The organism is Micromonospora sp. NPDC049801 (assembly GCF_040656575.1).
Lineage (GTDB): Bacteria > Actinomycetota > Actinomycetes > Mycobacteriales > Micromonosporaceae > Micromonospora.
Genome location: NZ_JBFAMS010000001.1, coordinates 244,715 through 266,711, shown reverse-complemented (window position 1 = coordinate 266,711; position 21,997 = coordinate 244,715). Strand labels below are relative to the sequence as shown.

Genomic DNA, 21,997 nt, shown 5'->3' with positions numbered 1-21,997 from the left:
ACGGCGCGGATCAACCGTTCGCCGGAGTCGTCGCCGGCCGTTCAGCGCAGCTTGCTCAGCGTCTGGGCGTACCCGGTCCACTCGGCGGCGTCGCCGGCCTCGGCGCGTACCCCGGCCTCCTTCATGATGCCGAGCACCCGCTCGGCCGGCGCCTCGGCGAGCTTGCCGAGCGTGCTGATTCCGGCGCGGGCCAGCGCGGCGCGGGCCTTGGTCGGCACCCCGGCGAGCATCGCGATGTCGGCGTCCGCGACGTTCTCCAGCCCCGCGTCGACGCCGAGGGCCGCGGAGACCGCCGACTGGGCCCCGACGGTGGTCCGGACCATGACGGCCTCGCGCTCGCTGACCTCGGCGATCATCGCGTCCAGGCTCGGGTAGCTGCTGTCGGCCGGCAGCACCTTGAGCACGTCGCGGATGGTCCGGCCGTCGGCCACCTCGTCCTCGCCGAAGAAGCGGATGAACTCGACCACCTTCACCTCGCGCGGGAAGCGCTGCCGCACGTCACCGTGCTCGACGGCGTAGCGGGCGACCTGGGCGGCGCCGCGCACCTTCGGACCGACCACCACGTCCACGCCGAGGGTCTCCACGGCGGGCAGCACGATCGTGCCGGCTTTGGTCTGCCAGATGCTGACCTTCTTGTCCATGAACATCGTGGTGCCCATGTACTTGCCGAAGTCCAACGCGCCGATGTAGTTGGGGATCTGCTCGAAGGTGTACGGGCCGGGCACGATCTTGTTCTCGTGCACCGTCGAGTGCAGCCGGTTGATCTCGGCGCGGATCTCGTCGAGCAGCCGGCGCAGGCTGACCCGCATCGCCGCCATGCAGGTGAACGCCTTGGCCAGGTCGGTGCCGAGGTGGTCCAGGTCGTGCTCGATGCGGTGGAAGCGCTCGTTGAAGCCCTGCTCCCCCGGTGTCTGACCGGCCTGCACGACGTCCTCGCCGTCCACCCAGTCGGTGTGCGCGAACGTGCGGGCGAACGGTGGTGGGGCGCAGCCCGGCTCCACCGCCGGGAACGACTCGGCGTAGCTGAACACCCGCTTCGCGGTGCCGACGTTCTCGTAGATCCAGGAGGAGACCAGCACGCTGGCGTCCGAGGCCGGGATGCCGTTCCTGGTGAACGCCTCGTACAGCTCGGTGACGGTCACCCCGTCGTAGTTGATCTCGTTCGCCATCGTGGTGTCCCTCTCAGAGCTGGTCGTACACGCCGCGGTGCCGGCGCTGCTGGAAGGTGCGGAAGGTCCGGGCGACGGCCGGGCGCAGCGGCTCGGCCGTCCCGTCGTCGTCGAGGTCGACGTGGTCACGGCGAATGCCGAAGGTGTTGATCTCCACCCCGAGCGGGCAGATCCTCGTCAGGGTGTTCATCAGCCGCTCGTACTGCTCCAGGGTCAACGTCACCCCGTCGGGCAGCTCGACCCGGAACTCGTACGGATCGGTCCGGCCGGTCCGCACGTAGGAGAGCGCCACCACGGCGACCAGGCCGGCGTGGGTGGGGCGCAGCGCGGTCCGCGCGCCGACCGCCTTGATCTCCGCCGTGCCGCCGCCGAGTCCCACCGTGTACCAGCGGAACCCGGTGGCCCGGCGCTCGCTCAGGTTCACCCCGGCCTGCGGCAGGCCGATGACGCCGCACACCAGCAGCACCCGGTTGCCCGTCTCGACGAGCGGAAGCACGGCGGCGAGGTGCTGGTCGCGCAGCAGCCCCACCAGCCGGGCCAGCCGGTCGGCGGCGGCCGGTTGGCCGGCGATCAGCGCGGACGCCAGCGCGGCCGGCAGTTCGATGGTCTCCACCAGCTCGTCGGGGAGGCGGTTCAGCGCGGCCACCACGGGCACCGGGTCGCGTACCGCGGGTAGGCCGGCGGCGGCGAGGACCGCGTCGACCGGCTGCCCGGCCGGTCGGGTCGGCACGGCCGCCCACCGGGTGCGGGCCGCGGCGTCGGTCAACGGCGACCACGCCGTCTCCCCGGCAGCCACCCAGGCCGTGCGTGCCGCGGCCAGACCGGCCAGCAGCAGGGCGTTGCCACCCGGGTCGCCCGGCGCGTGGAACTGCGCCTCGACCGGCGCGTCGACGCCCACCGGGGCGGTCAGCGGCGCGGTCACCGCGAGCCCCCGGGTGGGCAGGTGCGACAGGTACATCACGGTGGTGCTGACCCGGTGCGTCGTCGGCAACCCGCAGACCCGCCACAGCCAGGCCAGCTCGCCGTCGGCCGAGACGGTGGGCACGCCGGCGGCGCGGGCGGCGACGATGAGCGCCTCGGCGGTCCGGTCGGCGGTCACCGTCCGGCCGGTGTCCAGCACCCGGTTACGCAGGTCGGTGGCCTGCGCCGGGGTCGGCCAGCTCACGTCGACGCCGAGACCCAACTCGTAGCGGCTCCCACCGGCGTCGTCCTGGGCGCGGCTGACCTGCCACACGATCGTCGAGCCGAGCGCCCGGCACACCCGCCCCGCACGGTCCAGGGCGGTCGCCAGCGGCGGCGCGATGCCGTGCGAGCTGTCGAAGGTGTACGACTGACGCAGGCTCGCCCGCAGCGCCGTGACCTCGGCGAGGCGGCTGGCCGGCAACGCCCGACCGGCGTGGACGGTGTTGTTCGGCGGGGTGTTGGCGGGCAACACCAGGCGGTCGCGGCGCAGTTGGGCGAGGAAGTTGCTGCGGTGCTGCGGGTCACCGACGGCGACCAGCCGGACCGCCACCGCGAACTGGTCGTCGTCCTCGCGCAGCGTGAAGCGCGCCCCGCCGGGCAGGTCGGCGAAGAGGCCCGTGTTCGGGTCGGTGTCCGCGCCGGGGCCGTTGAGCAGCCGGCGTACCGCGCCCGGGGTGGGCAGCAGGAACCGCCGGTACAGCCCGAGCCGGTGGGCGTACGCGTCGTCCGGCTCGCGGGCCGGTGGGGGCAGGCGTCGGGCGTACACCTCGCCGTTTGTCGGCTCGTGCACCAGCTCGTCGACGAAGCGGGCCACCCCGACGTCCGCGCCGATCCGGTCCAGCGCGTCGCGCCGGGCGTGCGCCAGGGTCCGGTACGCGTGCACCTCCCGGGCCGCCCGACGCAGCCGGTGCTTCTCGTACGACACCAGGTAGAGCAGGCGACCCAGGTTGCCCTCGACCACGGCCAGCTCGACGAGGGCGGGGAGCGCGGTGCCGGTGACCGCCGTGGCGGCCGTGCCCTCGACGGCCCGCTCGGCCGACACGGCGACCGCGAACGGCGCGACCAGCGGCTCGTCGGCGGTGTCCGGCACGTACGCCGGCACCGACGCGCCCTCCGCGGACCAGGGCGCGAACACCACCGGCGGCAGTACCCGCTGCCCCGCGCCGCCCGGGTCGACGGTGACCGTCACCCGGACGGTCTCCTCGGCCAGGTCGCGGCGCAGCACGACGGTGAGCAGCGGATGCCGACTGGTCCAGTCCACGGCGGCGGCACCGGTGGTGGCGAGCGGCACCACGACCCGCCGGACGGTTCCCGGGTAGGGGCCTTCCAACTGGTCGATCAGGTTGCGTTCGACGGACGGGTCGACGCCGTCCACGGGTACCCGGATGTCGGTCATCGCGCCCCCGCTCAGACGATCCGGAACGGCCGGGGGTCGTCCCGGTCGACGTAGACGGGCACCTGGTTGGCGGCGAGCACCGCGTTGTCGCCGACCGGCAGCCGCTGCACCCCGTCGCCGGTGGGCGCGCTGCCGGTCACCACCACCGCCGAGTCGGCCGGGAAGCGGACCAGCCGCAGGTTGCGCACGTCGGCGACGCCCGGCTCGTTCATCAGCGTCCAGATCACCTCGGCGGCCCGGACCGGCTCGCCGAAGGGCAGTTCGTCGACGTACCGGCGCAGCCGGGCGTGCAGCCGGGCGCGCAGCTCGGTGGCGGCCGTGGAGGCGTTGATCGTCTCCTTCGAGCCGGTGGGCAGCGGCAGGCCCCGGATCACCAGGTCCGCCTCGACGCCGATGCCGACCTCGTCGGCCCGGTCCACCGAGGCGAAGATGCCCACCGGGCGCAGGTCCTCGATGACCGACTCGACGGCGGCGTGCAGGCCGTCCGGCCCGTCCCAGATGGCGGCGGCGGTCGGCGCGACGAGCACCGTGACGTAGTACGGGTTGCCCAGGTCGCGTTCGGTGCTGAAGACCCGCTCGATGAAGTTGAAGTTGCCGAAGATGGACTGGTTGAGGTCCAGTCCGCCCCGGCCGTCGAAGACCTGCACCTGGCGTACGCCGGGCACGGTGGCCACCGCGAGGCCGATCGCCTCGGCCGTCCAGATGGAGCGGGGCGCGGCCAGCAGCAGTTGCCGGTAGCGGGCGTCGGAGACCTGCTGTTCGCCGCCGGTGAGCGCGACGGTGTGGGTGATCTCGACCAGCTCCTTGCCGGCGGCCTGCTCGGCGTCGTCCAGGTCGGCCAGCAGGGTGTCGGCGCGGTTCCAGCGGTCGATCTTCTGCTGCGGCTGGGTGGGGTCGAGGTTGTGCGCGGGGCCGGGATAGAAGGCGGCGACGGCCGGTTCGCGCTCACCGACGGCGGCGGAGAGCACCACTGTCTCGTCCAGGGCCACGTGGTGCCCGCCGGCTGTGGACAGTCGGGCGCCCCGGGGCAGCGTGAGCTGTGGGTGGCCGGTCGGCAGCGCGGCCTTGAGCTTGAGCTTCACCGTCCCCCGGGCCGGCAGGTACGGCCGGGGTATGCCGAGTTCCTCGCCGAGGCGGGTCAGCGCGTCGGCGGTCGCGGACACCACGAAGGAGTTGTCGTAGACCGCGCCGAGCGCGGCCCACATCCGGGCGTCCTCCAGGGCGGCGAGTTCGAGGACCTTGCGCAGCACCGCGCCGCTGGTCAGGTCGACGTCCTCGCCGAAGAGCAGCCGGGCGGTGGCCAGCTTCTCGGCGAGCAGCCGGGCGAAGGACTTGGGCACGAAGCCGGTCTCGACGATGCCGAAGCCCGTCGAGCCGGTGGCCCGCAGCGCGGCGGCGTCGACGGCGAGGACGTCGGCCAGCTCGGCCGGGAGGGTCGGGTCAGACACTTGGCAGCTCCCCGAGGCGCACCGAGAGCCGGTCGTCGGTGATGGTTTCGAACTGGACCTGGACCTGGAGGGTGCGCGAGGCGCGCAGCGCGGCGGCCGACGCGTCGTCGGCACGGCCCGCGCCGAGCCGGCCGTCGTCGAGGTTCACGTCGACGATCTTGCGGACCCGCGGATCGCGGTCGAGCAGGGTGATGATGCCGATGCGGACCTGCTCGCGGATGAGGTTCGGCTCGATCTGCTCGGCGAGGGCGTTGAGCCCGTCGAAGCCGAACGTCGCGTCGAAGACGTTCGAGCCGCGCAGCGTGGTCAGCGCCACCGCGAGGCTCTGCGCCACGTTGCCGGTGCCCTCGACCAGCGCCAACGTCCGGCCGTTCGGTCCGTCGTCGAAGACGATGTCCCGGGCCAGGTCGACGCCGGGCATGGTGGGTTCGAAGGCGAGGCCCCAGCCGAGGTAGCGGCGCTGGGCGGCCTGCCGTTCGCGCTCGGTGCGGTCCACCTCAGGCCGCCTTCAGCTTGCTCTGCCCGGCGCTGGCGGACAGTCCGGGGCTGGAGCCGTCGGTGGCGCCGCTGAGCGAGTCCAGCGCCACCCCGGCCCCGCCGACCGTGAGCTTGCCGGCCGCCCCGGTCGCGGACGTCACCGTGCTGCACTGCTTGGTGGAGTTGCTGGTGGTGATGGTGCAGCCGGCCACCGACTTGCCGTTGACGCCGTCGAGGCGGACCACCGGCTTGTGGTCGACGGTCAGCTTGCCCTGCCCGGTCGGAGAGACCTTCCCCTGGTTGGGGCAGTGCACGTCGCTCGACGTGGTGAGCACGAATACCATGTCGCTCTCCTCAGTGGACGTTCATCGCGTTGCTGACCTGGACGTCGACGTCGTCGGCGGCGATGCTGACCGTGCCGCCGCTGATGTTCACCGCGCCGTTGCCGGCGTCCAGGTCGATCTGGGTGGCGGTGATGGTGATCGAGCCGTCCTGCTTCATCACGATCGAGGACCCGCCGGCGGCGTGCTCGATGGTGATGCTGTCGGCCTCGTCGGCGCGCGCCGGGCGCTGGCCGCGACCCTTGAGCTGGGCCCGACCCACCCGCACGGTCAGCTCGCCCAGCTCGATGACCCGGTTGCCGTCGCCGTCGGTGAGGTCGTGCGCCACCTTGCCGTCGTGGTCGGCGGGGGTTGCCGTGTCGGCGATGGATGAGCGGCTGCTGTCGGCCACCCCGACCGGCAGGGACAGCCACCAGTCCCCCGGCTCGGAGACCGGGGCGTGCCCGGTGGGCCAGAGCGCGCCCACCTCGACCGGGTCGTCCGGTGCGCCGTTGCGGTAGGCCAGCGCCACCCGGGTGCCCGGGTAGCGGGGCAGGATCAGCCCGCACCCGCCCCAGGCGAATGGGGTCAGGTAGGTCACCCCGGGCAGCGGAGCGGGTTGCTGCCGGCGTACCGGCAGGCGGCGGGAGCCGTTGGGGCGGCCGTCCGGGCGAACGAGGCCCTCCCACACCGTCTCGGTCTGGGCGGGCGGCTCGACCGCGCCGCTGGCGTTGGTGGCGACCGCGCGTACCTCGCCGATCTCCAGGCCGCGCGTCTCACCCCGGGCCGCGCGGGCGGCCCGGCGCACCGCCTCGGCGGCGGCCACCCCGGGCGACGACGCCGGGCCGGCCGGCTCGGCGGTCCCCACACCGGACGCGTCGCTCCAGGTGTCCCACGCCTGGGCGCTCGACGCGACCTCCACGCCCTGCACCACCGTGACGAAACCGGCGGTACGCGACAGCGTGTGCCGGGCGGCGCTGAGGTAGAGCAGCTTCGACCCCGCGCCCAGTTCCCCGGTCGACGGGGCGAACGGCGCGGCGAACGAGCCGAGCAGCGCCGCGCCGACGCTGCCCAGCGTGGTGGCCTCGTCGGTGGGGGGCGGATCGAAGCGCACCAGGTCGCCGGGCTTCAGGTCGGGGCGGCCCTTGAGGGTCAGCGTCCACGCCCGGCGGCGCGGCGCGGCGGTGCCGCCGGTCTCGGTGGCCGCGTACGGGTCGGTGTCCTGGGTGCCGTTCTCGGTGCAGGCCAGCAGACCGGTGGCGAGGGTCAGCGGCTTCGGCTCGCCCTCCGGGTACGGGATGGGACGCTTGCCGACGTGCACGGTGCCGTCGCGGATCAGCAGCATCCCCCGCCCGTACGCGTTGAGGGACTGCTGCAAGGCGCCGCCGAGACGTTCCAGGGCGGCGCGGTAGAGCAGCCCCGCCCCGAAGGCGACCCGCTCGTCGCCGGCCGCCTCGGTCGCGCCGCGGGTCATCGTGCCGTCCGGGTTGGCGCCCCATCCGGTCACGTCCACCCGGGTCCGCTCGCCGATGGCGCGGATCGCGGCGGTGAACGTGGCCGCCTCGAACCGTTCGGCGACCCGCTGCCCGAGCCGGGCGTACGCCTGCTCGACGAGGGTCAGCTCGGTGTCGTACGTCCGCTCGCCGGTGAGCCGGCGCACCTTCGTGACCCGCAGGACGGCGACCAGCGCCTGGGTCAACTCGGCCGGGGTCGGGCCGGCGTTGACGCCGACCAGGTTGGTGAAGAACGCGCCGACGGAGGTGTTGGCGTCGCGCCAGTACAGGTGCAGCTTCGCCACCAGCGGCGGTTGCCCCTCGGCGGTGCGCAGCGCGGCGAAGTGTTCGTCGACGAGCCCCTGCACGGTGACCGTGTACGCGCCGGGGCCCAGCCCGTCGGGCAGCGCGGCGTCGATGGCCGCGTAGTAGTCGGCGCTGGACAGGGTGAGCGCGGCGTCCGGGCTGATGCCGGTCGGGGTCTCCCGGTGGAAGGTGATGGTCCAGCCGGCGTCGTTGCCGACGGCGCCCTGGCGTACCTGGCCGGTCTGGAACGGCGTGAGCGTCACCGCAGCACCCTCCGCATCTTCTTGTCGAGCAGGTAGCGGTAGCGCAGCCGGGCGGGACCGAGGTCGGACTCGACGCGCTGCGCGGGCGGCCGGCGACGCCAGACGAACTCGTTGATCGGTGGTGGCCCGAACTGGTCCACCGCCCGGTCGGCGGGCCGCCAGGCCATGGTCAGGTAGGAGCCGTAGTCGCCGGAGCCGCGGACCGTCCCGGCGTGCAGCAGCCAGGCCAGCACCAGCACCTCGACGACGACCGGGGTGACGCCGGGGGCGGTCGGTGTGCCCGCGTCCGGGCAGACCCGGCGCAGGCCGGTGGCGAGCGGCACGGAGCCGAGGATGCGGGTGCCCTGGCGGACGACGAGACGCAGCGGCACCCGACCGACCAGCGCCGGTGGCCGGGACGTGGCCGTCGGCGTGGGTCGGGGCGCGAGGTCGTCGGCGGAGCTGCTGACCACGGCGAGTGGGTCGGTGGACAGCCACTGTCGGGCCAGGCCGGTGGGCAGGATCAGCACCGCGTGCACGCCCGCGCCCAGCTCGACGCGGTGCGGGAGGCCGGCGGTCAGGCCCTGGCGCACCTCGGTGAACCCGTCGGGCACCTCGATCGGTGTCTCCGGCAGCAGGTAGCGGTCGATCGGGAATGGTGGCATCAGTTGCCCAACCCGTCGGCGAGCGCGCCGACTCCGATGCTGGCCACGTCGAGCAGCTTGCCGAGCAGGCTGGGACGGGGCACGTGGACGAGGGTGATGGTGGTGTCCAGGACGTCGCGACGGGCGGCCGAGGCGTTGAAGGTCAGCGACTGCACCTGCATGTCGGTGCGGATGGTCATGGAGGTGACCAGGATCAGCCCGCCGAACTTCCCACCGGAGTACGCGGCGAGGGCGGTGCCGCGTTTGCTCGCCTCGGCCATCGTCTCCAGGGCGAACTTCCAGGCGTAGCGTTCCGCGCCGACGAGCACCCCGGTGAGCGTGATGGTGTCGTCGTGGGTGGCCACGATGGCCTTGTGGGCGGTGGAGCCGATCGGCGGCAGGTGGTACGTCTGGGCCAGGGAGATGGCGGTGACCGCCCACAGTGGGATGGGCAGCACCCCGTCGCTGATGATCGCCGACGGCACCGTGCCGTACCGCATGAAGCTGCTGGTGATCGCCATGCTCAGCGTCCTCCGGTGGGTGGCAGCGGCACCGGCGTACCGGTGGGTTCGACGGCCAGGCCGAGGTCGCGCAGGGCCTGGGTGATCTCGCGGACCTCGCCCGCGGCGCTGGTGACGCGCAGCCGCAGCCGGCGCTCGGCCAGGGCCGCGCTGATCCGGGCGGGCCGGGTGGACGCGGACCCGCGCCGGTTGATCCGGTCGATCTCGGCGGCGGCGTCCTCCATCCGGGAGATCGCGTCGAGGATGCGCGGGTCGGGGGTGAACCCGGGGTCGTCGCGCTGGAGGCGGGCGATGGCGTCGCGGAAGTCGGCGGCGTCGCGGCGCAGGTTGGCCACGAGGTTGTCGGTGAGCGCGCTGACGCCGCTGACGCTGGCGGCCCGGTGCGACTTGTCGTCGAGGAGCCACACCCAGCCGTCGTGCCCGATGCCGACGAGGTCGGTGCCGGCGACCTTGACGTTGGCGTCCGGTCCCTTGAGGAACAGCTCGATGCTGCTCAGCGAGAACGCCGCGCTGTACTCGCCGAGGACGCCCCGGCCGTAGGTGACCATGTCGTGGCGCAGGTAGGCGCGGAAGCCGGGACCGTCGTCGGCGCGTCCGCCCCCGTCGCGGAAGCGCCGCCAGAGGGTGGCCAGCGCTTCCGGGTTGTGCACGGCGAGCTGCTGGGTGAGCCAGACGTCACCGCCGGCCACCACGGCCCGCAGGTCCGGATCGCCGATGCGGGCGAGGGCGTCGGCGAGCCGGGCGTCGCTCATCTGCAGGCCACGCGAGCGGGCCCGGCCGAGGTCGTCGACGGCGGTGCGCAGCCGGGCCAGCTCGTCGGGGGTGAGCCGGCCGCCGAGGCGGGTCTGCAGGTCGGCGACGGCGGACCGTTTGCCGGCCTCGCTCTCGGCGGCGACCGCGCGCCACAGCGCGGCCGGTTCCAGCTCGGCGGCCCGGCGCAGCGCCGCCTGCCGGTCCGCCGGCATGGCCCGGAACGCGTCACCGACGATCGCGGCCGGCTCGACGTGCCGGCCGGCCGCGCCGCCGCCGTCGAACTCCCGCAGCAGCGAGTCGGCGTACGCGCCCGCGTCGTCGGCAAGCCGCAGCGGCGCGTCACCGACGATGCCCTCGCGGGGTCGGCTCAGCTCGCGCATCTCGGTGCTGAGCTGGTCGAAGTACTCACCGAGGGTGGCCACCCGCACCCCCTCGGGCAGGGTGCCTCCCTCCAGCACGTGGTCGAGGATCGCGGCGATGTTGTCCCGCAGCACGGCGATGCGTTCCAGCCGGTTGAGCGCGTTGCCCAGGTGCAGGTCGCCGACGTCGTCGACGATGCGGCGGATGAGGTGTTCCAGTAGCCGCCGGGAGCGCACCTCACCGGCCTCGCTGTGCTCGGCGATGGTCCGCATGAAGCGCCGCAGCCGGGGGTTCGCGTCGGCGGCGGCGTGCACGGCGGCGGCGTCGAGGAACCGGCCGGCGCGGAACCGGCGGGGCCCGGTCACGGCCGCACCACCGGCACGCGCGGGCCGGCGGCGGCACCGCCGGGCTGCGAGTCGAGCACCATGAGGATGAACCGGGCGCCCTCCGGGCCGCCGACGGCGCCGCTGAGCATCGCCTCGCGCTCCACGTACGCGAGGATCGGCTCCATCAGCTTCTGCACGACGCGTTCCAGCACCTCGTTGAGCAGGATCTCGGTGAGGAACCCCTGGAGCAGGTCGCGGGACGCGGCCTCGACGATCTGTCGGGTGACCCGGCGTACCACGTACCCCCGGGCGGCACGCAGCCCCGCGCGGACGCCGAAGCGCAGCGCGACCCGGCCGCCGCGCACGGCCGCGCCACCGATGGTGCCGGCCTCCGGGATCAGCGACATCGCCAACCCGAGGTACGCGGCGAACAGCTCGACCTCGATCTCGGTGCGGGTGAGCACCAGCTCCGGGTCCAGCATCGAGGAGTAGAGGCGCTCGCGTTGGTGGGCGTGCGCCACGTCGACGGCGGCGACGGCGACCCCGACCACGAAGCCCAGCGGCGGGCAGAGCAGCGACAGCGCGATGATCCCCACCATGACGGCGAAGGCGCTCAGCGCCTCCCGGCCCAGCTCGGTGCTGAACAGGCTGTCGACGCCGCTGGCGTAGTAGGGGTTGCCGCCGAAGAACTCGCCGAGCTGCTGGTGGGTGACGAGGTGGATGCCCTGCAACGCGTAGCGTCCGCCGGCGATGGTGGCCGACGGGATGTGTTCGCTGATCCGGCTGGACCGGAAGGCGAAGTGCGCGTCGGTGCGGGCGCGGCCGAGCATCTCGGTGTTGTGGCGTCGCATGTCCTGCAACACCCGCCACAGCTCGTCGCGGATCGCCGACCGGTTACCGGCGAAGCGGGCCAGCACGTCGGGCAGGTCGCTGATCTGCTTGACCAGCGGGTCGACGCCCTCGGCCTCGCCGCGCTGGATAACCAGCGCCTGTTCGATCTCGGCCAGGGTCCAGAGCACCGCGTGCGAGTCGCGGATGCGGGTGACGCCGTCGCGTTCGACGATCTCGCCGGCCGCGCCGGGGCTGGTCAGGGCCGCCTCGGCGGCGAGGAACCCGCTGGAGATGGCGCGGGCGGCCCCGTACCAGGCGGTGGACGGGTTCAGCACGCTCAGCGTGGCGACGGCGCCGCCGCCGGCGTCGGTGTGCTCCTGCGTCCACCGGGCGGCCTCGTGGCGGCGCAGCCGCTCGCGCAGCCCCTGCAACTCGGCGTAGTCGGTGAGCTGGGAGACGATCAACCGCTCGAAGATCGGCGCGTACGCCTCGAAGCGGGCGATCCGCGCCTCGATACCGTTGCGCGAGCTGAGCAGGAGTTGCACCAGCATGGCCTGGCTGCCGACGACGAACAGCTCACCCACCGCGGCGTTCACGGCCGGGCTGAGCGCCTGCACGAAGTGCAGGTTCCAGGACGCGGACGTGTCGATCCAGCCGCCCTGGATCCGCGCGAAGTGCTCGGGCTGGCGGTAGCGGCGCATGACGAGTTGGGCGAGATGGTCGAGGCGGGGCACGACGCCGGCCAGGTGACGCAGGAACTGCACGGCCGGCGAGGCGACCGGTCGGAAGTCCAGCGGGCCGAGTCGCCCGCTGCCCTCGGGCACCGGCCGGGTGAACGCCTCCCGCTCGGCCGAGCCGACGAGCAGGCTGATCGCGGCGGCCCGGCCGCGCAGCACGGCGGCGGCCTGGAGGCAGAAGTTCGCCGGGTAACGGCACGGCTCGCCCATCTGCAACCGGAACGCGATGTCGTCCATCAGTCGGCGCAGCTCGTCGCCGTCCGGGCCGAGCGCGGCCAGCTCCGGCTCCCCGTTGAACGACGCGCAGGCGGGCATCGTGGAGTGCCCCGCCCCGACGGCGGGGAACCGCCGCCCCTCTACGCCCGGCGGTGCGCTGGGGCTGCTCGGGTCGAAGACGAAACCGCCCCGCCGGGCGGCGGTGCCACCGTCGCCGGTGCCACCGGCCCCGCCACCGGGACCGCTACCCGTGCCGAGGCCGCCCGAACCGGTTCCGCCCGGTCCACCGCCACCCGGGCCGCTGCCCGCTCCGCCGCCGGCTCCGTTCCCCGTGCCGACTCCGGTGCCCGTGCCGGCCCCGCCGCCGGACGGCGCGTTCGGATCGGGCGGGGCGGCCGGGCGCTGCTCGACGCTGATCGGCAACAGGTTGGCCGTGCCGGTGAAGTGCAGCGTGGCGTCGGTCTCCTCGGTGCTGACCAGCAACAGGGAGACGCCGCCGATGTCGACCACCACCAGGCTGGTCGGCGTGGCCCCGCCCACCGACGCGAGGATCGCGTCGACCCGCCGCGTCACCTCGGCGTCGACGGCCCGCTCGATCTGCGCCTGGTACTCCTCGACGCTGGTGGTCTCGCCGCGCGGCGAGGCGATCCGCAGCCGCCGCCGGATGTCGCCGCTCAACTCCTCGTCCACCATGGCGACCAGGGCGCTGCGGTCGGCGACCGGCCGCCGCTGCACCGTCCCGGGTTGCGGGCTGGGCACCCGCGCCTCGACCTCGAAGTGGGGTTGCGGGGTGGCCCGGAACACCGTCTCGCCGAACTGCTCGAAGGTCAGGACCGACAGTGGAGTGGTGGTCACCATGATCGCCCAGACCGGGCGGCCGTCCACGTCGATGACCCGGGCGATGATCCCCTGCGGGGCGCCCGACGGGAGGCCGCCGTGCTGGCGTACCGCCTCGCGGGCCAGCTCGGCGAAGTGACCGGCCAGGTAGGCGGCCGGGCGCAGCAGCCACTGGTAGGTCACCCGCGGCGGCTCGGGGCCGTCCACCGGCACCTCGGCGGCGTCCCCACCGGCGTCGTAGGACGGCACCCGGTACACGGCGAGCAGGTGGCGCATCCGCTGCGGGTCGAACAGCTCGGTGGCCGGTTCGCTCAGCGGCAGGGGCACCCCGGGCGGCAGGCCCGGGTCGAGCCGCGCGGCGGCGACGACCTCGTCGACGCGCCGGCGCAGCCGGGCCTCGAAGGCACGCCGCTCGTCCGGCGTCACGTGCTCCCGGGCCGCGCCGGTCCAGCGGAACTCCGGCGCGTCGGTGCGTACCTCCAGGTAGCCGCCGTGTGGCGCGACCGCCTCCTGGCGGGAGCGTTCCAGGGCGCGGGCCAGGGCGGCGGCGAGCGCGTCGGTGACGGCCTCCGGCCGCTCGGTCACCGACCGCGCGTCCAGCCGGATCCGCACCGGCACGTGCACCGAGATGGCCACCGTCAGAACCGCCCGTCCAGGTGCTCGGCGAGGCGGGCCAGCGCGAGGTCCGCGAGCGCGTCGGCGTCGAACGCGCCGCCGGCCGCGACCACCTCGATCTCCACCGGGAAGTGGTACGCGATGACGGCGCGATCGTCCTCGGCCACCTGCTCGGCCTCGGCCTCGCTGCCGGCCGCCGGCAACACCAGCTCACCCGCGTGCACCAGGGCCAGCCCGGTACGGGTGACCCGGGCGGCGCGGCCAGCTCCGGTCGCCATCTGTTACCTCCGGTTGATCCTGGTGGAATTACGGCAGGACGGACGGGTCGCCGGTCTTCGGGTCGACCGAGGCCGCCAGGCTGAAGCCGCTGAACGTCGCGGCCGGTGCGCCGGAGATGGTGGCGGTGGTCGGGGTGGCGCTGGTGATCAGGCAGTCCTGCAACACGAAGGACGAGAACGCCCAGTCGTCGCCGGTGTGCTCCAGCAGCGCGATGTCGAACAGCTCGCCGTCGAGGGCCAGTTTGGTGAGCCGGCCGGCGACGTCCCCGATCGCCTTGACGGTCATCGTGAAGTTCATCGACACGGGCGCGTGGATGGCGCCCATGTGGGTCACCTCGCACGAGTGCAGCGCCTCGACGTTGAGCGAGAAGGACGGGCTGAACGAGTCGATCGGGCTGATCAACACCGTCTCGGTGCCCTTGGTGTACTGCACCGCGAGGCGGGTCTTCCACTCCATGGTCTGGTTCCTCCGGTCAGAACTTGGCCACGAGCGTGACCAGCAGGCGGCTCACGGCCGGGCCGTAGGTGACGGTGACGACGAGGTCGACGGTGCGGTCGGCCCGGGCGGTGGTGACGATCGACGTGTCGGTGGCGGTACGGGCGACCTCGGGGATGGTGAGGATGTCCAGCACGGGGATCTCGATGCGGTAGTCGTCGATCACGGCCTGCCGCTTGAGCGGGCCGAGGATGCCGTCCACCTGGGTCTTGAGCAGGGTCATGCCCGGCTTGGTGATGCGGGCGTCGCCGACCAGGCCGATGAGTCCGGCGCGGAGCATGAACTCGATCTGATCGAGGGTGCGTACCAGGTCGACGTGCAGCAGGCTCGCGTCGGTGGTGAAGAGCCGCCCGTCGGCGAAGTGCAGGCTCTCGCCGGTGATCAACGTGGGGTCGATGATCGGGGTGAGGTTGGCCTCGGAGAGACCCTTGATCTCGGCCGGGCTGTACTGCTTGGCCACCGGGATGGCCACCCCGCGGATCTTCTTCAGCACGATGCTGTGGTGCACCGGCAGCCCGGCCACGGCGGCCATGGCGGCGGTGGCCGCGTCGCCGTCCGCGCCCCGGGCGGCGATCATCAGCATCCGGCTGGTGCTGCTCTTGAGCGGGTTCGCGGCGGTGGTGATGTCGGTGACGTAGGTGGGGCTCTTCTCCGTCGCCGGGTTGACCATGGCGAAGCCGATGCGGCGTTGGCCGGCAGCGGACATCGTCTCCACGTGCGCCTTGAGCGCGTGCAGCCCGGTGGGCGCGCCCGCGCCGGCAGGGTTGCCGACGGTCGACTCGTTGGCCAGCGACACCATGGTCACGTCGTCGGCGGCCTCCAGACCGCTGAGCGCGGCGGCGTAGTCGTCGCCGGCGACCTTGACGCCGTACACCTTGGCCGGGCGCGGGTCCTGCAGGAACGCCAGTTCGAGCGAGTTGTAGAGGGCGTTGCGGACCACGTTGCCGGCCTGTCGGCGGGCGAAGTTGGTCACCGCGTCGTCGAGGGTCTCGATCCGGACCGGTGTGTTGGCCGGGGCGGACCCACCGTCGGCCGTGGACGGCGTCTTGCCCACCACGGCGATGACGCCCGGCGAACGCTGGGCCAGCGGCGCCGGGGGCGGCACGATCCGGACCTCGATGAACGGGAATGCTGCTGTCGGTGCCACGGGTCCTCCCGGACGAAGTTGCTGCTGGTCTGATCTCAGGTCGGGACGGCGGCGAGCCCGATGCCGCTGCGGGCGAGCCACTGGCCGGCACGGGCGAACCGGTCGGCCCGCTTCTGCGCGGCGGTGCCGGTGTCACCGCCGGGCCAGCCGTCGTCGTCGAACGTCTCGACGGGCACCACCCACACGGCGACCACCCGGTGTCGCCGCCGGACGTCCTCCGGCGCGGGCACGTCCAGCCCCAGCTCCTCGGCGCGGGCACGGACCAGCCGCGTCTCGACGAGCAGGTCGGCCAGGGAGAAACCCTGGTCGCGGACCAGCACGGCGGCGGCGAACGGCAGCGGGCGGGGTGTGGGTGGGGTGGCCGGCGGCGCGGCGTAGCGCAGCCGCACGGTCGCGCCGGCGGCCTGCCCGCGCATCCGGTCCACCAGGTCACCGGCGTTCGCCGCGCCGACACCGGCGAGCAGCCGGTCCAGGTGCGCGTCGGTGAAGGCGGCGGGCTGGTGCAGGCCCGCCCGCAGCCGGGCCACCAGTCGGGTACGGCGCTCGGTCTCCAGCAGCGTCGGATCGGCCGGCAACGCGCCCAGGTCGGCGATGATCTGCGGGTCGACGTCGAAGGCCGGCGTCGCCACGTCGAGGTCCTCGACCCGGTCCCGGGCGGCGCTCGTGCGCACCACGAGGCTCCCCCGCCAGAGCGCGTCGATGCGCAGCGCCGACCCGCCGAGTCCGTGCAGACGCACGCGCAGCTCGGTACGGGCCGTGCCACCCTCGCCCAGCCACTCCCCCTCGGCGAGGGTCACCGGCGCGGCGGCGAAGCCGAGGGTCAGCTCGTCGAAGACGGCCGCGTACGGGGGCGCGACGGGCATCGCCTCGGTGTCGTACGCGGCCTCGACCAGGTGGGCCAGCGAGGCGTCGTCGAAGAGCGCGGCGCGGGTGCCCGGGTCGGCCAACCGCACCAGCACACCGTCGACGAAGTCCACCGCTGCGGCCTCCCCGCTGCCCACGCCGGCGCACACCGCCCGGTCCGGCACGAGGATCGCGAAAGGGCCGTCACCCGAGCGTCACCGCCACCGTCACCGCACCGGTCACCGGCCGAACTGTCGGCAGCCCGACCGGTGACCGATCGCGACCTCAGGGGCGCAGGACCACGCGCAGCGGGTGCGGGGCGGTGCTGGCGAGGTCGTCGAGCACGGCCCTCAGCAGCGCGTGCTGGCCGGGCGGCTCGTCGGCGAGGAGCTGACCGGCGTCGGTGACCAGCAGGGCCAGCGGGCCGGCGTCCAGCCGGTCCCGGAGCACGTCGGCGAGGGCGTCCCAGGTGTCGCCCAGGTACGCCGGCAGGGCCAGCGCCTCGGCCAGCGCGGCGAAGAGCGCGGGTCGGGTGCGGGCCGCCGCCCCGGCCAGTACCACCGCGCCAACCTGCTCAGCGTCGTCCATGCGGGTGCCTCCTGGACCGGCTGGCCACCGGGTCGGTCAGAGCCGGTAGAAGTCGGTGTAGTGGTTGGGCGAGAACCAGGTGACGCCCGTGCTGCGGTTCACCACGATCCGGTACGCGTCGCGGGCCGCGCCCTGGGTGCGGGGGTACACGTCGTACTCGTAGTAGGTGGCGTTCGTGGGCAGTTGACCCTCGTAGTTGTAGAACCGGCCACCGGCGAAGTTGGACAGCCCGCCACTCCAGGAGTACCAGCCGCGGCTGGTCGGGAAGCCCTTGGCGGACCAGCCGGAACGTGCGGTGCGCGCGTCCGCGCAGCGGCTGATGGTGCAGGAGCTGTAGACCGCCGCCGACGCGGAGTCCGTCAGCCGTGGGGTGAGCACGGACGGGCCGACCAGCGCGGCGGCGACCAGGGCGAGGAGCAGGGCGAGGGTGGTGGTACGCCGGCGGATCGCGCCGAGCGTGGCAAGCGGGGACACGAGGGTGGACACAGGCTGCCTCCAGACCATCCGATCCATCGATCAACGTGAGTGGCAGGTCGCGCTCAGTCTGGCCGTTGCCCGCGGTCGGCGACAGTCCCGCCGGCCCAACTGCTCCACAATGCCCGGTGAACCGCGGGCAACCGGCATTGTGTCGCACATCGGCGCGGCGGCGGGCATTTCGGTCATCCGTTGTTAACGTGAGCTGCGGGCGCGCGGACCCGTGACCGTGAAGGGGTGCCATGACGGACGCTCCCGAGCAGGAACCGAGGCCCGCGGATCTGTGGCGGCAGCGGGTCGTCCGCGCGCTGAGGATCACCCGGAACGGCAGCGTGCGCGGCTGGCGGTGGTGGGCGCGCACGTGGGACCGGCTGGTGGCCGCGCTCCAGGACGAGGCCCCCGTCGGCGCCGGCCCGTCTCCGCCCGGCCCGCTGGTCGAGCAGCGCGACGCGCCCCGGCTGATCGCGGTGCCCGCGCAGGGGTACGTCTACTCGTTCTACGTCCGCGCCACCTTCGCCTGGTCGTCACCGGCGAGCCTGCGGGCCGAGGTGCTGAACTGGTACGTGGGGTACTTCCAGCCGAACGCCGTCCAGCGACTGACCCGGCTCGCCGCCGATGCCGCCCGGGACCTGCCCCCGCACCGGGCCGCCGACCTGGAGGTGGCGTTGCAGCGGGCGCTCGCCGAGGACCCGGAGTGGTCCTACCGGCGCGGGGACGTCCTCGTGACCTGCCGACCCGACGCCGCCGTACGCCTCGACGAGCGGATGATGCCGGCGCTACGACCCCACGTCGACGCGATGGTGCGGATGGAGTACCAGTTCGACGAGCAGATGCGCCGGGCGACGTACGCCGAGGAGTTGAGCCGGCGGTGGGCGACGATCCTCGGCGACCGCCTTGACGAGGACGCGGACCAGGAGATGGCGGACGCCCGCGAGCACCTGCTCGCCGCCCAGCGGGAGGCCGCGCGCTGGATCGGCGACCTTCTTCACCACCGGGTCACCAAAACTTGATCGCGACTGGTTAGCATCCTCCCGTCCTTCCACCAGGGAAGGCACGGGGGAGGAACGCACGATGCAACTTGAACGCAACTGGAAGCCGTACGCGAAGGGCCCGGCGCTGCTGGTCCTCGCCGTCGTCCTGCTGTTCTCGCCGGAACTGCTGGCGATGATGAACCAGGAGTTCACCTTCGGCAACTGGGTCGGGTACGCGATGGCGGCGCTGGCCCTGATCGGCGGCCTCGGCGCGGTGCGGGAGAGCCGCGAGGCGTTCGCCGTCCGCATCGGTGAGCAGGGCATCACCTGGACCAAGGGACCGAACACCACCGAGTTCGGGTGGTCGGAGGTGACCCGGGTGGCGATCGAGAAGAAGCCGAACGCCGGCAAGCTGGAGAAGCCGAGCATGCTCACCGTCTGGGTGGCCGACCAGACGCAGCGCGCGGTGCCGCCCGACGTCGAGCTGACCGGCCTGCGCGGCTACCGCGTCGCCGACCTGCGGAACACCCGGCAGTCGCGCGACGAGGTCGCGGCCGCGCTGCGCCAGTACGGCGGGGACCGCTACCCCACGCCGGCCGCCTGAGTCTCGGAGCCATCAATGTCGACAATGCCCACTCCCGCGCCCGTGCCACCCCCTGCCCTGCGGCCACCCGCCGACGGGGAGTGCCAGTTCTGCGGCAGTCACCCCGCCGCGCGGGTCTCGTTCCAGTCGATGACGAGCATCGTGATCCTGTACGTCGTCTCCTCCCAACGCGGCTGGATGTGCCGCGCCTGCGGCCTCTCGCTGTACCGCCACCACACCAACAAGACCCTGCTGGCCGGCTGGTGGGGAATCGGCATCATCGGCATTCCGATCTTCCTCGGCTTCGACCGCTTCCGGTTGCGGCGCATCCTGCGGCTCGCCCCGCCCCAGCCGACGCCGGGCGTCGCGGCGCACCTGCCCGCGCCCCTCGACCCCGGCAAGCCGGTCATCCAACGCCCCGGCGCGATCGTGAGCCTCATCCTGCTGACCCTGTTCCTCCTGATCGCCGCCTGCGGCGCCCTAGCCTTCGCCACAACCCCCTGACGCGGCTTTTTCATGATCACTTGATGGTGACCAGTTGTCAGAGGTGCCGGAGAACTGGTCACCATCAAGTGATCGTCAGGATGGGCGGCGGCTGGCCAGGATCGCCAGGGTCTGCTGACGGACCTCGGCGGGGTTCGCCAGCAGGCGACGGTGGGTGAAGCGGACGACGAGGATTCCCGTGGTTGCCAGCAGGGCGTCGCGGCGGAGGTCGATCTCGCGTTCGGCCGGGTCACCGTGGCTGGTGGCACCGTCCAGCTCGACGTTGACCCGCTCGGCCTCGGCGAGCATGTCAAGGTAGATGGTCCGACCGCCGACTCGCACCGGTGCCTGGCGGACGAACGCCGGCATGCCCGCCCCCGTGAACACGTGATCGTGGCCCCAGATCTCCAGCGGGCTACGGCAGCCGGCGGCGAGCCGGTCCACCAGGCCACGCAGCGCCGCGCGGTCGGTCAACCGGGGCTCCTCGGCCAGGGCGGCGACGAGTCGCTGTGACGTGGTGATCCGGTCATTGACGGCGCGGATGACCGGCCCGGGGCGGTCGCCCGGTGGCAGCAGCGGCCAACAGTCCACCAGGGTCCGGTCGAGTCGCGTCACGGGGAACCCACCTCGTACCACCGCCTGCGGCGGTTCGGCCGCGAATCCCGTGCGGTGTCGGAGAATCAACCCGGGCCGGCCACGCAGACCCGAGCCGATCGGTACGTCGACGTACACCGGCTCGCCGGATGGCTGGCGGCGCAGGCCCCACACGTCGAGCGCGGTCAGCCGGCAGAGCGCACCCCGACCGTCGGCGTACGCGAGAGCCGCCCGCCGCGCCACTTCGGGTTCGACGCGGGCCAGGAGCGGTTCCGCGGTGCTCGTCCCGGAGAGCAGGGTGGCGTCCAAATAGACCCCGGGCAGCGCCCGGACCAGCCGACCAGCCCGGCACGCGGCCTGAACCGTCCACTCGGGTGCCGCCCGCACCATCTCCCGCCAGGTGCACACCCCACCCCCGGAAGCCACGAGCGCGCACAGCCGCGAGTCCATGGGACGAACCTGCCGTACCGCGCCCCGGCACACCGGCCACGCACGCGACCCTGTGGACAGCGCGCACTCCTGTGGACGACGTCCCAGACCGCGCCTCGATGTGGTAGGCGGGACCTGTCAAACGCGCTCGTCACCTGGCGAGTGCACGGGGAGACCGGCACGCCGGAAACCCAGCGCCCCTCGGGAGTCACGGTCCGCCTTGTACGCGGCGCCGAGCACGAGGTTGATCGCGACCCGGTTGGCAATGTCGTCAAAGTCATCGATACCGAAGGCCCGGAACAGCTGAATGCCGTCGGTGGGCCCGTTCCGGACCTCGATCCGCCCATCCACGTCGAAGTAACTGGACGCGGTGACGGACTCCTTGTCGAAGACGCCGTTCGGGCCGGCCACCACCGGCTTGTCCACGACATCGGTCAGCTCGTGCGGGGCCGCGATGAACTGCTCCAGCCGGGCCGAAGCTCGCCGCGCCCCCGCAGCATCATCCGGCTCGAACACCCACACCCAGATCTCACGTGGATGCGCGTTCCAGCAGATGAGTTCGGGCCCGGAGAAGTTTCCGTCAACGTCGCACGTCACGAGTGCGTCCGGAAAACGCTGCCGCAGGTCTGCCACACGGGTGGCGAGACCGCCCGCGTAGGCGGCGTGTTCCGAGATGTCCCACGCCACCTACGGCTCCCGCATCCAGGTCTTCGGGTCGGTCACGAAGACGCCCTTGCCCTGGTGCCGCCGGATGACCCGCAGCGCTTCCAAGCGGACGTAGACCATCTGAATGGTGGACGAGCTGACATCGAAGCGGTCGGACATGTCAGCGATCGAGGGCAACTTGTCCCCCGGCTTGACCTTCCCGCTGCGCAGGTCCCCGATGATCTCTTCCGAGATCCGGATGTAGTCCGGTGTCTGTGGCATGGCACTCCTCGCGTGGCACGCCAATTTGATCACGACACGCACTGGCCAGACAACTAAGCGTTGCGGCTGACCACTTAGGCATATATGTTTAAGTGCGAGCCGGTCCTCGCGTGGCAACGAGTGCGGCTCATCCCCTCGGTCGGGGCGGGTGCGTGCACCCGCCCCGACCCCGCCTGCCCGCAGAGAGGATCGCCGTGGCTCAGGTGTATCGAGGAAGCCAACCCCTGCCGGCCGGCTACCCCGCCCGGCTGACGCCGTACGAGGTGCGGACCCGCGAGTTCGCCGCCCGCCGGCCCGGCGTCGACCCCGATGAGGTACGCGAGTTCCAGGCCCGCGTGGCCGACGAGCTGAGCACGCTGAACGAGACGGTACGGCTGCTCAGTCAGGAGAACACCCGGCTCGGACGGGCACTGCGCGACTGGCAGACCATGCATGCTCGGGAGTGCCGGCCGCCGCACGAGCAGCACCCCGACGTCCGCGACTGGTGACCTCGCGCCCCTCCCCCGGCGACCTGCTCGTCATCGACGGGC

The 21,997-nt window shown here is 73.1% G+C and carries 23 protein-coding genes; 4 read left to right on the top strand and 19 right to left on the bottom strand.

What is annotated here, in order from left to right; genetic code table 11:
* Positions 1-41: 41 nt before the first annotated feature.
* The 16 genes from AB0I89_RS01220 to AB0I89_RS01145 all read right to left on the bottom strand — a co-directional run bounded on the left by AB0I89_RS01220 (position 42) and on the right by AB0I89_RS01145 (position 17,492).
* Entirely contained in the window at positions 42-1,169 is a 1,128-nt protein-coding gene (locus tag AB0I89_RS01220; RefSeq protein ID WP_357118195.1) for a hypothetical protein, read from the bottom strand.
* 13 nt (positions 1,170-1,182) lie between these two features.
* Positions 1,183-3,528: a hypothetical protein gene (locus tag AB0I89_RS01215; RefSeq protein WP_357118192.1), complete on the bottom strand. Its 2,346-nt coding sequence runs from the start codon at positions 3,526-3,528 to the stop codon at positions 1,183-1,185.
* Between the two features lie 11 nt (positions 3,529-3,539).
* On the bottom strand, positions 3,540-4,976 hold the full coding sequence (locus tag AB0I89_RS01210) for a baseplate J/gp47 family protein (RefSeq protein ID WP_357118189.1): 1,437 nt from the start codon (positions 4,974-4,976) through the stop codon (positions 3,540-3,542).
* Complete coding sequence (locus AB0I89_RS01205; RefSeq protein WP_355051237.1) at positions 4,969-5,472, bottom strand: hypothetical protein; 504 nt, start codon at positions 5,470-5,472, stop codon at positions 4,969-4,971. Before AB0I89_RS01205 ends, AB0I89_RS01210 begins: the two co-directional genes overlap by 8 nt.
* A gap of 1 nt (position 5,473) precedes the next feature.
* Complete coding sequence (locus AB0I89_RS01200; RefSeq protein WP_357118185.1) at positions 5,474-5,797, bottom strand: hypothetical protein; 324 nt, start codon at positions 5,795-5,797, stop codon at positions 5,474-5,476.
* Between the two features lie 10 nt (positions 5,798-5,807).
* A complete protein-coding gene (locus tag AB0I89_RS01195) occupies positions 5,808-7,835 on the bottom strand; it encodes a hypothetical protein (protein ID WP_357118182.1) in 2,028 nt (675 codons plus the stop codon).
* The gene (locus AB0I89_RS01190; protein ID WP_357118179.1) at positions 7,832-8,479 is read right to left on the bottom strand and encodes a hypothetical protein; all 648 of its coding nucleotides are present in this window, start codon (positions 8,477-8,479) and stop codon (positions 7,832-7,834) included. The genes AB0I89_RS01195 and AB0I89_RS01190 overlap by 4 nt, the downstream gene beginning before the upstream one ends.
* Positions 8,479-8,979, bottom strand: a complete 501-nt coding sequence (locus AB0I89_RS01185) for a hypothetical protein (protein ID WP_053659787.1) — start codon at positions 8,977-8,979, stop codon at positions 8,479-8,481. Before AB0I89_RS01185 ends, AB0I89_RS01190 begins: the two co-directional genes overlap by 1 nt.
* 2 nt (positions 8,980-8,981) lie before the next feature.
* Positions 8,982-10,457, bottom strand: a complete 1,476-nt coding sequence (locus AB0I89_RS01180) for a hypothetical protein (RefSeq protein WP_357118176.1) — start codon at positions 10,455-10,457, stop codon at positions 8,982-8,984.
* Entirely contained in the window at positions 10,454-13,675 is a 3,222-nt protein-coding gene (locus AB0I89_RS01175; RefSeq protein ID WP_357118174.1) for a hypothetical protein, read from the bottom strand. The genes AB0I89_RS01180 and AB0I89_RS01175 overlap by 4 nt, the downstream gene beginning before the upstream one ends.
* A gap of 2 nt (positions 13,676-13,677) precedes the next feature.
* Positions 13,678-13,932, bottom strand: a complete 255-nt coding sequence (locus AB0I89_RS01170) for a hypothetical protein (RefSeq protein ID WP_355051243.1) — start codon at positions 13,930-13,932, stop codon at positions 13,678-13,680.
* 28 nt (positions 13,933-13,960) lie between these two features.
* Entirely contained in the window at positions 13,961-14,389 is a 429-nt protein-coding gene (locus AB0I89_RS01165) for a hypothetical protein (RefSeq protein ID WP_355051244.1), read from the bottom strand.
* 16 nt (positions 14,390-14,405) lie between these two features.
* Positions 14,406-15,575, bottom strand: a complete 1,170-nt coding sequence (locus tag AB0I89_RS01160) for a hypothetical protein (RefSeq protein WP_357118171.1) — start codon at positions 15,573-15,575, stop codon at positions 14,406-14,408.
* A gap of 35 nt (positions 15,576-15,610) precedes the next feature.
* Entirely contained in the window at positions 15,611-16,576 is a 966-nt protein-coding gene (locus AB0I89_RS01155; protein WP_357118168.1) for a hypothetical protein, read from the bottom strand.
* Between the two features lie 127 nt (positions 16,577-16,703).
* Positions 16,704-17,006, bottom strand: a complete 303-nt coding sequence (locus tag AB0I89_RS01150; protein ID WP_357118165.1) for a barstar family protein — start codon at positions 17,004-17,006, stop codon at positions 16,704-16,706.
* Between the two features lie 36 nt (positions 17,007-17,042).
* Positions 17,043-17,492, bottom strand: coding sequence for a ribonuclease domain-containing protein (locus AB0I89_RS01145; RefSeq protein WP_357118162.1), 450 nt, complete (start codon positions 17,490-17,492; stop codon positions 17,043-17,045).
* Positions 17,493-17,722: 230 nt separating this feature from the next.
* On the opposite strand from AB0I89_RS01145, the gene AB0I89_RS01140 reads away from it, so the two are divergent.
* The 3 genes from AB0I89_RS01140 to AB0I89_RS01130 all read left to right on the top strand — a co-directional run bounded on the left by AB0I89_RS01140 (position 17,723) and on the right by AB0I89_RS01130 (position 19,538).
* The gene (locus AB0I89_RS01140) at positions 17,723-18,490 is read left to right on the top strand and encodes a hypothetical protein (protein WP_357118159.1); all 768 of its coding nucleotides are present in this window, start codon (positions 17,723-17,725) and stop codon (positions 18,488-18,490) included.
* A gap of 61 nt (positions 18,491-18,551) precedes the next feature.
* Entirely contained in the window at positions 18,552-19,055 is a 504-nt protein-coding gene (locus tag AB0I89_RS01135; protein WP_357118156.1) for a hypothetical protein, read from the top strand.
* Positions 19,056-19,070: 15 nt separating this feature from the next.
* Positions 19,071-19,538, top strand: a complete 468-nt coding sequence (locus AB0I89_RS01130; protein WP_357118153.1) for a hypothetical protein — start codon at positions 19,071-19,073, stop codon at positions 19,536-19,538.
* Between the two features lie 75 nt (positions 19,539-19,613).
* On the opposite strand, the gene AB0I89_RS01125 is transcribed toward AB0I89_RS01130, so the two are convergent.
* From AB0I89_RS01125 to AB0I89_RS01115, 3 genes are all read right to left on the bottom strand, one after another.
* Entirely contained in the window at positions 19,614-20,561 is a 948-nt protein-coding gene (locus AB0I89_RS01125; RefSeq protein WP_357118150.1) for a DUF559 domain-containing protein, read from the bottom strand.
* A gap of 117 nt (positions 20,562-20,678) precedes the next feature.
* Positions 20,679-21,227, bottom strand: coding sequence for a hypothetical protein (locus AB0I89_RS01120; protein WP_357118147.1), 549 nt, complete (start codon positions 21,225-21,227; stop codon positions 20,679-20,681).
* Positions 21,228-21,467 (bottom strand): winged helix-turn-helix domain-containing protein, encoded by a 240-nt coding sequence (locus AB0I89_RS01115; RefSeq protein WP_357118144.1) that lies wholly within the window; start codon positions 21,465-21,467, stop codon positions 21,228-21,230.
* A gap of 194 nt (positions 21,468-21,661) precedes the next feature.
* Between AB0I89_RS01115 and AB0I89_RS01110 the strand changes: the two genes are divergently transcribed.
* On the top strand, positions 21,662-21,955 hold the full coding sequence (locus AB0I89_RS01110; protein ID WP_357118141.1) for a DivIVA domain-containing protein: 294 nt from the start codon (positions 21,662-21,664) through the stop codon (positions 21,953-21,955).
* Positions 21,956-21,997 lie beyond the last annotated feature (42 nt).